Raw genomic sequence first — 12,670 nt, 5'->3', positions numbered from 1 at the left:
TTGATAGTTTGCGCTTTCTTATTAGCTCACCGCGATTTCGGCTATGTAAGTGTATCATGCAATATTGCCGCGGGCTATGCGCACTGTGCTGGAGCGAAAATCTGCTTATCATTCGATTCATAGTGGTGTTTCTAGTAAACTTAGCCCAATAAAAAGATAAGAATTTATTATCTGTGGATAGTTTTAATTGGATTGCACCAGTTGTGGGGTGAAAATGAAGTTGTTGATTACAGGTGGAGCGGGATTTATTGGCTCAGCGGTGGTGCGTTACATTATTGATAACACTCAAGATGAAGTGATTAATGTTGATAAGTTGACATATGCTGGAAACTTAGAGTCTTTAACCGAAGTTGCAAAGAGTAAGCGCTATTTTTTTGAACAAGCAGACATTTGTGATGCCGCTGAAATGAAACGTTTTTTTGAGCACTATCAGCCAGATGCAGTAATGCACTTAGCTGCTGAGTCACATGTTGATCGTTCGATTGATGGACCGGCTGCTTTTATTGAAACCAATATTATTGGAACCTATACGTTGCTTGAAGCTGCGCGCAGCTATTGGAACCAACTGGACAATGAACGCAAATCGGCGTTTAGATTCCACCATATATCAACAGATGAAGTGTATGGAGATCTAGAAGGAACAGATGATCTTTTCACTGAAGAAACATCATATGAACCATCTAGCCCATACTCAGCATCTAAAGCATCTTCTGATCACCTTGTTAGAGCTTGGCAGCGAACTTATGGCTTGCCAACAATAGTAACCAATTGCTCTAATAATTATGGCCCGTATCACTTCCCCGAGAAGCTTATCCCTTTAATGATTTTAAATGCACTTGATGGAAAATCTTTGCCTGTCTATGGTGATGGAAAGCAGGTGCGCGATTGGCTGTATGTTGAAGACCATGCGAGAGCACTTTATAAAGTAGTAACTGAAGGTAAGGTTGGTGAAACGTATAACATTGGTGGTCATAATGAAAAAGCGAATATTGATGTCGTCCATATCATCTGTGAATTGCTAGAAGAGTTAGTACCAACTAAACCATGTGGTGTTAACAACTATCAAGATTTGATCACCTATGTAAAGGATAGACCGGGGCATGATGTGCGCTATGCAATCGATGCGACCAAAATTGAACGCGATCTAGGTTGGAAGCCAGAAGAAACGTTTGAGTCAGGCATTCGTAAAACAGTCGAATGGTACTTGAATAATCAACAGTGGTGGAAACGAGTATTAGACGGTTCTTACAATCGCGAGCGGTTAGGAAATCACTCAGGTTAGAGCGTTCATTAGTGAGCTTCTTTGTTTTGAAGAGGCTCTTAATTTGAGTACTAGGAATTTATAATGAAAGGTATTGTTTTGGCGGGAGGTTCCGGCACTCGCTTATACCCAATAACACGCGGTGTCTCAAAACAACTGCTACCAGTCTACGACAAGCCAATGATTTACTATCCGCTTTCAACATTAATGCTGGCGGGTATTCAAGATATTTTAATTATTACCACTCCCGAAGATAAAGATAGCTTTGTACGCTTGCTCGGAGACGGAAGCGATCTTGGTATTAATCTTCAGTATGCCGTTCAACCAACACCAGATGGACTCGCGCAAGCATTTATTATTGGAGAATCATTCATTGGTGATGACTCTGTCTGTTTGGTGCTTGGAGATAATATTTTTTACGGTCAATCATTTAGTCAAACTCTGCGTGATGCAGTAAAGCGTGAAAATGGTGCTACCGTATTTGGCTATCAAGTCAAAGATCCAGAGCGTTTTGGTGTGGTTGAATTTGATGAGAATATGAAAGCGATTTCCATCGAAGAAAAACCAATAAAACCAAAGTCAAATTATGCGGTAACGGGTTTGTACTTCTACGACAACCGTGTGGTTGAAATGGCAAAGCAGGTTAAACCATCTGCGCGAGGTGAATTGGAAATAACAGCTTTAAATGAAATGTATCTTCAAGCAGGAAATCTTAATGTTGAGCTGCTAGGTCGAGGCTTTGCATGGTTAGATACAGGCACGCATGAAAGCCTGCATCAAGCATCTTCATTTGTACAAACTATTGAAAATGTTCAAGGACTAAAGGTAGCGTGTTTAGAAGAAGTCGCTTGGCGCAATGGTTGGTTGAGTGATCAGCAGTTAGAGCAGCTTTCAGTACCGATGCTTAAAAATGATTATGGTCAGTACTTAATGACATTATTGAAATAGTTAGGAGCAACAGTGAGAGTATTGATTACTGGCTGTAAAGGGCAGGTTGGTTACTGTTTGACTGAAAAACTGGCAGGGCAAGTGGAGCTGCTAGCGTTAGATTCAGAACAACTAGATATTACCGATGCCGTTGCAGTTGACAAAACAGTGGCAGAGTTTAAGCCTGACTTTATTCTCAATGCTGCAGCCTATACAGCAGTAGACCGCGCAGAAGAAGAGAAAGAATTAGCCTACGCAGTGAACTGTGAAGGACCTCGTAACTTAGCGAGATCGGCTCATCTATATGATTCAGTGTTACTTCACCTTTCTACAGATTATGTGTTTGATGGTGAAGGGGGTACCGCCTACCATGAGAATCATACTCCTAACCCTCAAAGTGTCTATGGTGCAAGCAAGCTAGCTGGGGAAATCGCGGTTGCTGAAGAGTGCAATCAACACTTAATTATGCGTACAGCTTGGGTATTTGGTGAGCATGGCAATAACTTTGTTAAAACCATGCTGCGTTTAGGCTTGAGCCACAATCAATTAAGTATTGTCGGTGATCAGTACGGTTCTCCAACTTACGCTGGAGATATTGCCGATGCACTCATTGCGATGATGTTGCATGTGGCGAGTGGAAAACAAACAGCGTGGGGTGTTTTTCATTATTCAGGTGCGCCGTATGTTAGTTGGTTCCAGTTTGCGCAAAGAATATTTGATGCGGCGAAGAGTAATGTCGTTTTAGCCCAAACACCAAGTTTGAAATCTATAACAACAGCTGAGTATCCGACGCCTGCTAAGCGACCAGCTAACTCACGTTTAAATTGCGAAAAAATTCAGTCACAATTTGATATCAAACCAAGTGATTGGCAAAAAGCATTAACTAATATTTCTGCCTATAAGTGATCTGCATGAAAGTTATTGAAACTCATATCCCTGATGTGAAAATTATTGAACCAGCAGTGTTCGGAGACGAGCGTGGTTTTTTCATGGAAACTTGGCAGCAAGCTAAGTTTGAAGAGTTAGTGACTGGTAAAGTGACTCACTTTGTTCAAGATAACCACTCTAAAAGTAAAAAAGGGATTTTACGCGGGCTACATTACCAAACAGAGAATACTCAGGGTAAGTTAGTTCGTGTTGTATCTGGTGAAGTTTTTGATGTTGCCGTAGATGTTCGTAAAGGTTCATCAACATTTGGTCAGTGGGTTGGTGTATGGCTTTCATCGGAAAATAAACGCCAACTTTGGGTGCCTGAAGGTTTTGCTCACGGTTTCTATGTGACTAGCGAAGAAGCTGAATTTGTTTATAAGTGCACTGATTATTACAACCCAACCGCTGAGCATTCGATTATCTGGAATGATCCTGAGATTGGCATTGAATGGCCTTTAATTGAGGGTGAAGAAGTCTATCTATCAGACAAAGATGCGAAGGGACTTTTATTGAAACAATCTCGATGCTTTGATTGACTGCTATATAAGAGAGTAAGCAAAGTAACTGTACTTACTCTCTTGCCTCTGAAGTGAATAAACTTAGTCACAACCGAATAGATCTCGCGTGTAAACTTTTGCGGCAAAAGGCTTAAGTTCTTCGTTCATGCGGTTTGATACAATGATATCTGAGCCATAGATGAATTCATCAAAATCAGTAATCACTTTTGAATTGAAAAAGTATTCTTCTTCTAAAACTGGTTCATACACAATGACTTCAATACCTTTGGCTTTGAGGCGTTTCATTATGCCTTGAATAGAAGATGCTCTAAAGTTATCAGAGTCGGATTTCATGATTAAGCGATAGATACCAACTGTTTTCGGGTGTCGCTTTAATATGCTGTCGGCGATAAAATCTTTGCGTGTTCTATTTGCATCAACAATAGCTGCAACAATATTGTTTGGTACTGCTTGATAATTTGCTAGTAATTGCTTGGTGTCTTTTGGTAAGCAGTAACCACCATAACCAAAAGAGGGATTGTTATAATGGTTGCCAATACGCGGATCGAGTCCAACACCTTCAATGATTTGTCGAGAGTCTAGGCCGTGCGCTTCGGCGTATGAATCTAACTCATTAAAATAGGCCACGCGCATGGCTAGATAGGTGTTGGAAAACAGTTTGACTGCTTCTGCTTCCGTCGAGTTAGTAAAAAGAACAGAAATGTCTTCTTTTTGGGCACCTTCAATTAGTAAGTTGGCAAACGTTCGCGCACGTTCTCCTTGCTCACCAACAATAATACGTGATGGGTACAGGTTGTCGTACAGCGCTTTACCTTCACGAAGGAACTCTGGAGAGAAGATGATGTTTTGACTGCCAAATTCTTGCTTGATGCGTTCTGTGTAACCTACTGGTACCGTTGATTTGATGATCATTACGGCAGATGGATTGATCTGCATAACATCTTTAATTACCGTTTCAACCGACGAGGTATTAAAGTAGTTGGTTTGAGGATCGTAATCTGTTGGGGTTGCAATCACCACAAAATCGGCATTATTGTAGGCTTCTTGCTTATCAAGCGTTGCCTTGAAGTTCAGCGCTTTTGTTGATAAAAAATGATCAATTTCTGTATCAACAATGGGTGACTGCTTTTTGTTCAGTGAGGCTACTTTTTCTTCGATGATATCTAAAGCTACGACTTCGTTATTTTGAGCTAACAACATAGCGTTAGATAGACCAACATAGCCTATACCAGCAACGGCAATTTTCACGACAAGTTCCTCGAACATCTAGTGGTTATGATGTTAATCCTAAGACGATATTAACGATTGATGATCGCCATGTACTCAGCAACACCTTCTGCGATCGTCTTGAACTCATGATCACAACCAGCGCCACGTAGTTTAGTGAGATCCGCTTGAGTGTATTCTTGATAGGCGCCTTTAAGGTGTTCAGGGAATGGAATTGTTTCCACTTCCCCTTTATTGTGATGTTTAATCACCGCTTTAGCGACTTCTTCAAATGACTCTGAATTACCAGTACCCAAGTTGAAAATGCCAGATACACTGTTTTCCAAGAACCAAAGGTTAACTGCTGCAACATCACCAACATAAACAAAATCACGCTTAAACTGCTCACTACCTTCAAATAATTTAGGGTTTTCGCCAGCATTCATTTGGTTGTTAAGATGGAATGCTACCGATGCCATTGAGCCTTTATGCTGCTCACGAGGACCGTAAACGTTAAAGTAGCGGAATCCTGTGATTTGAGATAGCTTTTCACCGTGCTGCTCTGCATCTTGCCAAATGCGACGAACATAGTTGTCAAACTGTTGTTTGGAATAACCATAAACATTTAGCGCGCCTTCATATTGCTTTTCTTCAATGAAGGTATCTGTTTCACCGTAAGTCGCTGCTGATGATGCGTAAAGAAATGGAATTTCACGTTCCAAGCAGTAATGCAGAACCTCTTTAGAGTATTCGTAGTTATTGAGCATGACATACTTACCATCCCACTCAGTAGTGGCAGAGCATGCACCTTCGTGGAAGATAGCTTCAATGGGACCGAAATTCTCACCAGACATTATTTGAACAAGGAAATCATCACGATCCACGTAATCTGCGATATCTAAATCAACAAGGTTTTGAAACTTTCTACCATTCTTTAGGTTATCAACTACAAGAATGTCATTAATACCTTTCTCGTTTAATGCCTTAACAATGTTGCTGCCAATCATGCCAGCGCCACCAGTTACGATGATCATATAGAGAACCTACTTAGGGAGAGTTAAAAACGATATCAATATAGCATACAACGCTGTTGCTGGACAAAGTCAGAAGACTGCAATAACCAATAAAATTGCCCCAGTTTTTGTGTTGTATCAAAAATCGTTATTCATATTGATAAGTACCAGTTCTAAATTACCTTGAAGTGCCTGAATTGACGGTAAGATTATGTAATATATCGAGTGATTATTGTTTTTTGGCAAGTGATACTACTATCAATCAGGTTTTAAACTTCAGAAAAAACGTCTCTTTGGCTCTGTTTCTTACCCCGGGTTCAGTCTAAAAACCTCAATGCCATACTAACGAGAGTTATCATTTAGGTGTGCCTAATAGCGAGTACTAACAATGTTGTTATCATCGGGATGCATTTTTACTTTCCATCACCTAGATTTTCAGCCCAGTAACATAAATTGCTATATGAAAGGTTGCTCTATTTGCTATCTCTCAGCATTGACAGTTTTGTATGTGTAGATAGCGAAATTTGAGCTAACCTACAATCGAATGGGTTCCTCTTGAAAATGTTCATTTGACCATGAAGGCTGTCATGTTTTTAAGCAAGAGTTAGTAATCATGAAAACAGTGCACCTTACCAGCCTGTCAGGCGGAGTGCGCCTTTTGTTAAAGCGGAGTAAATCATTTGATTTCGCCGACGTAAGTAGCGAGTTTTAGTGAGTCTAGCTTCGTAGATACTTGTAGTGGTAAACAGAATCGGGTTAATAGCGTTTCATTTTTACTTCCTGTAGAATCCCACGATTGTGTGTAAAGTAAATACCAGAATTAGCCTATTCCTTAAAATTCCCTTTAGCTTACTAATGGGTTATTTTTATTGAAGTTAATTAAATAAAGAGTAAGCATTCTGTGATCGAGTTCGTGACGTTATTACACTTATAATTAATCAAGTGAAAAGCAAACGAAATATGCAATTTAAGATAGTTGTCGAGAAAGTTATGGCAAGGAAAAAAGTTCTGACCGTTTTTGGGACTCGTCCAGAAGCGATAAAAATGGCACCTTTAGTTCACATACTGGCGGTTGATGAACGGTTTGAGTCTAAATGTTGCGTTACCGCTCAGCACCGAGAGATGCTTGATCAAGTTCTTGAACTATTTGAAATTAAACCCGATTATGATCTTGATATAATGAAGGCAGGACAGTCACTTCATGACGTTACATGTCGGATTCTTCAAGATTTAAAACTCGTTTTACAAGACTTTAAACCTGACGTAATTTTAGTTCATGGAGATACAGCGACTACATTTGCTGCAAGTCTTGCTGCATACTATGAACAGATCCCTGTCGGTCATGTTGAAGCAGGATTGAGAACCGGGAATATTTATTCGCCTTGGCCAGAAGAGGCAAATAGAAAGTTAACGGGGACTCTTGCGCATTATCATTTTGCGCCGACAGAAACATCAAAAAGTAATTTACTAAAAGAAAACTATGAAGAGAATAAAATTGTAGTTACCGGAAATACCGTTATTGATGCACTGCTCATGGTAAAAAATAAGATTGATAATAATCATGAATTGAAACAGAAGTTAGCGACTCAATTTCCTTTCATTAGTACAGAAAAAAAACTAGTTCTTGTTACAGGTCATCGTCGTGAGAGTTTTGGCGGTGGATTTGAGCGTATCTGTCAAGCGTTGGCGATTACTGCTCAAAAGCATCCTGCAGTACAAATTATCTATCCTATGCATTTGAACCCGAATGTTCGCGAGCCAGTGAGTCGAATACTTGCAGGGATAGATAATGTTCACTTAATTGAACCGCAGCAATATTTACCTTTTATTTATCTTATGGATAACGCAGATATAATTCTGACGGATTCAGGTGGAATCCAAGAAGAAGCGCCTTCATTAGGCAAGCCAGTTCTAGTTATGCGAGATACAACTGAGCGTCCTGAGGCGGTAGACGCTGGAACTGTTAAATTGGTTGGTACAGACACTGACAGAATTGTTACAGAATTGACCTCTCTCTTGGAAGACGAACAAGCCTATAAAAAAATGAGTTTCGCCCATAACCCATATGGTGATGGACAAGCATGCCATCGAATTTTAGACGCTTTAGCAGATAATAATTAATTTAAAGAGAAGTATATGTCTTTTGAAACAATTTCAGTTATTGGCCTTGGTTATATCGGACTCCCAACTGCTGCAATGTTTGCATCACGTAAGAAAAAAGTTATTGGGGTGGATGTAAATCAGCATGCGATCGACACGATCAACCAAGGCAAAATCCACATTGTTGAGCCTGAGCTGGATATGATTGTGAGTGCAGCAGTTACCGAAGGTTACTTAAAAGCTGTGAGTAAGCCAGAGCCTGCTGATGCATTTCTTGTTGCTGTACCTACTCCTTTCTTGCCTTGTAGAGAAAACGAAATACCAGCCCCGGATCTTACGTATATTGAAGCCGCAAGCAAAGCTATAGCTCCAGTATTGAAAAAAGGTGATTTGGTTATTTTGGAATCGACATCTCCGGTTGGTGCAACTGAGCAAATGGCAGAGTGGCTTGCTCAGTCTCGTTCAGATTTGACATTCCCTCAAACGCATGGTGAAGAGGCTGACATTAACATCGCTCATTGTCCAGAGCGAGTTTTGCCTGGTCACGTGGTTCGTGAATTAGTTGAGAATGACCGTGTAATTGGGGGACTCACTTCTAAATGCTCGAAGCGCGCAGTTGAACTTTACAAAACGTTTGTGCAGGGCGAATGCGTGGTGACAAATGCACGAACAGCCGAGATGGCTAAATTAACCGAAAATAGTTCACGTGACGTACAAATAGCATTCGCTAATGAGCTTTCACTTATATGCGACAAGTTGGGCATCAATGTGTGGGAATTAATTGCATTAGCGAATAGACATCCTCGAGTCAATATCCTTCAGCCAGGAGCGGGTGTAGGCGGGCACTGCATAGCTGTTGATCCGTGGTTTATTGTATCTAAAACGCCTGATTTGGCGGGGTTAATTCATAAAGCCAGACAGGTAAACGACAACAAGCCATTATGGGTTTTAGAAAAGGTTAGCAGTTTGATTGGAAAATACCTTCAGGAAAACCCAACAAAGACAGCAATGGAGATATCTATAGCTTGCTACGGTCTGGCATTTAAACCTAACATTGATGATCTTCGAGAAAGCCCAGCAATGTATATTGTCCAGCAGCTTGCTAAAGCTCACCCAGGGAAAGTTATATCGGTAGAGCCGAATATTAAAGAACTGGTAGGAATGCCCAATAATGTTGAACTAGTTGAGCTTGACATCGCGCAGAATAGAGCAGATATACATTTATTATTGGTCGACCATAAAGAATTTTTAGAGTCCCCTTTACAAAAAAAAGAATGGTTAATTGATTGTAAGGGAATTTGGTAAAGAATCCTGGTAGACATGTAGTTGATTCAATGACAGTAAGTTTTAGTAAGTGAAAATTTAATTCAGGATAGTTAAAGTGACTAATATTATAGTTCCACAAAATGTCGTCAAATTCATTCTTTTTCAAAGAACAGCATACCTAAAGTTTTCAAACTCAAAATTATATAGGAGATTGAAAAAGAGAAATTTTTTACCTAAGTCACTCTATAATCACTTAGTGTCTCTTGAATCAGTACTATTCAGCAAAAGTATCAAAAATAGCTACATAGACGATATGTCACAAGAGTTCAAAATTATCAATGGCTATTTGCCTGAAAAGTGTGAAAGTATCTTAGATATCGGATGTGGTATGGCTGGTATTGATTTGTTTTTGAATCAATATTATAAAGATCGAAGCATTGATTTTTTCTTGCTTGATAAAAACGAAGTTAACAGCTCTGTATATTACGACTTTAATAATAAGGCTGCATTCTATAACTCATTAGATTTGGCAAAATCATTTTTAAACTTGAATGGAATATCTGAAAGTAAAATTAAGCTATTATTTGCCAATGATGAAAATGAAATAAATATTGAGCAAAGTGTTGATATGGTTATATCATTGATTAGTTGGGGGTTTCATTATCCAGTAGATATTTATTTGGAGAGAGTGTATGAAATTTTGAGTGACAAAGGAACTCTAATAATAGACGTCAGAAAAGGTAACAATGGCTTTGATATGGTGAAAAACAAGTTTTCGAATGTTGAAGTTATAGTAGAAACTAGTAAGTACTATAGGGTTAAAGCTATAAAATGATCGTTACAGTATCAGATGAAAGCAACTATCTATTAAATGTGACCAAATATATGATTTTGTCATTATCGAAATTTATGTCAGATGAAAAATTATTTGTAATTGTGGTAAATGGTAGTGGACGGTATGATGAAAAAATAGCAACATGGCATCCCAATTTAAGCATATTACACTATGAGGTCAAGCTAGAAAATAAAAGAGGTCTCTATTTTTCTTTCATGGCGTTACCACTATTTGATTTGATGTCTAAATATAATGAACCACTTATTTATATAGATGGTGATGTTGTTATAAGAAGTAGTCTGGCTCCTTTATTTGAACAGTTAAAAGAATATGACTTACTTGTAAGATATAGACCTTTTTGTAGTATTCAAGGTCCCATGGGTACAAAATACGGCGGAAGAGTTAATTCGGGAGTATTAGCTTTAGCTAATACTCCTCAAGTATTAGAACTTGTCTCGGAATTCAAAGAAAAGATCATGACTTTCATCGAAGAAGGTCATGATCTTATTTCATGGAATAAAGAAAAAACTGCGCTGACAGGAATAGATCAAGAGCTTCTTTGGGTTCTAATAATGGAGTATAAAGACAAATTAAACTTCTTTCCATTAAATGATAAGTATAATGATTCATACTTTAAATCAGATAGTGTAATTTGGCATGCAAAAGGTGTCGCAAGGAAAAAGTTAAAATACCTAATGGAATGTAACAGATTGGATGGGAGTTATATTAAGTACTTTTTCAGGAAAATGTTTTCCATATATGTAGATCTCAAGGCTTTTATCAAGAGCTATCTAATTGAGACAGGAGAGAGTTATCAAGTAAAAGAACTTGAAGATGTATTATTGAGAGGTTCAATTGACTCCGTTGTTATTATTAACAGTTCATTTTTTGTAGAAAATAGAGATACATTGTTAGGGAAGGGTGTTATTTGTTATGACGTTGATCCTGTTATTTACCATAATAATAAAGAATTTCTAGAAGGTATACCGCATCATTTTGTAGTCAAAGATAACGACATTCTTATTAGAGAAAGAGAAATTGATCTTCTTATATATGAAGAATCGAATGAGTATATGGTGTCGAATGCAAATGCGAAAGTTGTGGTAGTGAAACAGGTATAATAATATGTATTTTAAAAATTATTTGATTAGAAGCACATTACTAATTAGATTTTTGTTTCTTAATTATTCGCTTCTATCGAATAATAAAACTAATGTTTAAAATAATATTTAAACATGGAAGTGCTTACTTTCTAATTAGCCTAGTGACTAAATTTACAGGTTTTTTGTTACTACCTGTCATTACTAGATATCTTTCACTGGACGAGTATGGTTTGTATGCAAATATACAAATTGCTCAACAAGTTATTTACATTTTTGGGTCTTTATGTCTGGATACAGCATATGCAAGATTTGTGTATGATTATAACAGTTCAATCAAAAGGCTTAGACTACTTACAAGTACGATTGTAACGGCTTTTATCCTGTGGGCTTTTATTTATGTAAGTTTGTCTATAGGAACTATATATTTTATAACAAAGAGCTTTGGGTATGAAGCTATTATTATAGCATTATTAGTGCCATTTATCACGTTGTTTCAACAGTTTTCGGCACTTAATATATCTCTAATGCAGTCAAGGCATCACACGAAAAAGCTCTTAACTATAACTACTAGTGCCTACATTTGTACCCAAATTTTGATGTTACTGATGCTTGTATATCTAGATATGAAAATCAACGCATTTTTTATATCTCAGTTTTTAATAGGTTTTATAACCATGTGCATTCACTTAACTATTATGAATAATGAAGGCATTATCAAGTTGTTTTTGTTTAACAGGAAAACATTTATAAAAACTATTCGGTATGGGCTTGGTTATATGCCAGCATCCTTAAGTAGTTGGATATTTATGATGAGTGATAGGTATATCATTGTGTATTTTATTTCAATTGCTATGGCTGGAAAATATGCATTTATTGTCCAAATAACGATGATGATACAAGTCGTCATGCAATCACTTCAAACAGCATTAGCTCCTATTTTTATAACACAAATGGATACTGCTACGAAAGAGAGTTATCGCAAGATAGAAGATTATATTTTCGTCATGATTTTCTTTCTATTATTAATTTATGTTTTGATGGTAACATCATTACCATTCGTTATTGATTTAATCTTCCCCGAAAGCTATAGAGGAGACTATTTGTTAATACCTATACTTGCAATGGGTTCCATATTCCTAGCTATTCGAAAACTAATATCTATGTTTCTTGTTTATTATAAGAAATCTATGTGGATCAGTATTAGTGGCTATATGCCAGCATTGGTAAATGTAGGGCTTAATTTTTTGTTTGTTCCTATATACGGTATATATGCAGCAGCATGGACGACGCTATTTAGTATGTTTTTATATGCATGTGTGGTTTTTGTCATGGCGCAAAAATTACATAAGATTGACTACAATTATATGAAGATATTCTTTTTATTTATATCCGCCGTTGTACTTACAATGGTAAGTTTCTATTGTAATAATATAATTGTTAATGTGGCTATAATCATAGTATTTGCTTCCATGGGCCAAGTCCTAGGGATATATAAGTTGCTAAGGGGATAA

11 protein-coding genes are annotated in these 12,670 nt (G+C 37.7%); 9 read left to right on the top strand and 2 right to left on the bottom strand.

Features of this window, described 5'->3' with window-relative positions; translation table 11 throughout:
* Nucleotides 1-214: 214 nt before the first annotated feature.
* The 4 genes from rfbB to rfbC all read left to right on the top strand — a co-directional run bounded on the left by rfbB (nucleotide 215) and on the right by rfbC (nucleotide 3,654).
* Nucleotides 215-1,282 (top strand): dTDP-glucose 4,6-dehydratase, encoded by a 1,068-nt coding sequence (gene rfbB, locus H2O73_RS10690; protein ID WP_182108833.1) that lies wholly within the window; start codon nucleotides 215-217, stop codon nucleotides 1,280-1,282.
* A gap of 63 nt (nucleotides 1,283-1,345) precedes the next feature.
* Nucleotides 1,346-2,209: a glucose-1-phosphate thymidylyltransferase RfbA gene (gene rfbA, locus H2O73_RS10685; protein ID WP_182108832.1), complete on the top strand. Its 864-nt coding sequence runs from the start codon at nucleotides 1,346-1,348 to the stop codon at nucleotides 2,207-2,209.
* Nucleotides 2,210-2,221: 12 nt separating this feature from the next.
* Nucleotides 2,222-3,094: a dTDP-4-dehydrorhamnose reductase gene (rfbD, locus tag H2O73_RS10680; RefSeq protein ID WP_182108831.1), complete on the top strand. Its 873-nt coding sequence runs from the start codon at nucleotides 2,222-2,224 to the stop codon at nucleotides 3,092-3,094.
* Between the two features lie 5 nt (nucleotides 3,095-3,099).
* Nucleotides 3,100-3,654, top strand: coding sequence for a dTDP-4-dehydrorhamnose 3,5-epimerase (gene rfbC / locus H2O73_RS10675; RefSeq protein WP_182108830.1), 555 nt, complete (start codon nucleotides 3,100-3,102; stop codon nucleotides 3,652-3,654).
* A gap of 63 nt (nucleotides 3,655-3,717) precedes the next feature.
* Here the strand turns inward: rfbC and H2O73_RS10670 are convergent, their stop codons facing one another.
* Nucleotides 3,718-4,884, bottom strand: a complete 1,167-nt coding sequence (locus H2O73_RS10670) for a nucleotide sugar dehydrogenase (RefSeq protein WP_182108829.1) — start codon at nucleotides 4,882-4,884, stop codon at nucleotides 3,718-3,720.
* Nucleotides 4,885-4,934: 50 nt separating this feature from the next.
* Nucleotides 4,935-5,876 (bottom strand): ADP-glyceromanno-heptose 6-epimerase, encoded by a 942-nt coding sequence (gene rfaD / locus H2O73_RS10665; protein ID WP_182108828.1) that lies wholly within the window; start codon nucleotides 5,874-5,876, stop codon nucleotides 4,935-4,937.
* A 969-nt stretch (nucleotides 5,877-6,845) separates the two neighbouring features.
* On the opposite strand from rfaD, the gene wecB reads away from it, so the two are divergent.
* From wecB to H2O73_RS10640, 5 genes are all read left to right on the top strand, one after another.
* Entirely contained in the window at nucleotides 6,846-7,976 is a 1,131-nt protein-coding gene (gene wecB, locus H2O73_RS10660) for a non-hydrolyzing UDP-N-acetylglucosamine 2-epimerase (protein ID WP_182108917.1), read from the top strand.
* A gap of 15 nt (nucleotides 7,977-7,991) precedes the next feature.
* On the top strand, nucleotides 7,992-9,260 hold the full coding sequence (gene wecC, locus H2O73_RS10655; protein WP_182108827.1) for a UDP-N-acetyl-D-mannosamine dehydrogenase: 1,269 nt from the start codon (nucleotides 7,992-7,994) through the stop codon (nucleotides 9,258-9,260).
* A 274-nt stretch (nucleotides 9,261-9,534) separates the two neighbouring features.
* On the top strand, nucleotides 9,535-10,056 hold the full coding sequence (locus tag H2O73_RS10650) for a class I SAM-dependent methyltransferase (protein WP_220457550.1): 522 nt from the start codon (nucleotides 9,535-9,537) through the stop codon (nucleotides 10,054-10,056).
* Nucleotides 10,053-11,177: a glycosyltransferase family protein gene (locus H2O73_RS10645; protein ID WP_182108825.1), complete on the top strand. Its 1,125-nt coding sequence runs from the start codon at nucleotides 10,053-10,055 to the stop codon at nucleotides 11,175-11,177. Before H2O73_RS10650 ends, H2O73_RS10645 begins: the two co-directional genes overlap by 4 nt.
* A 92-nt stretch (nucleotides 11,178-11,269) precedes the next feature.
* On the top strand, nucleotides 11,270-12,670 hold the full coding sequence (locus tag H2O73_RS10640) for a lipopolysaccharide biosynthesis protein (RefSeq protein ID WP_182108824.1): 1,401 nt from the start codon (nucleotides 11,270-11,272) through the stop codon (nucleotides 12,668-12,670).

Source organism: Vibrio marinisediminis (genome assembly GCF_014050145.1).
Taxonomy (GTDB): Bacteria; Pseudomonadota; Gammaproteobacteria; order Enterobacterales; family Vibrionaceae; genus Vibrio; species Vibrio marinisediminis.
This window is presented reverse-complemented; position numbering and strand designations above follow the sequence as displayed.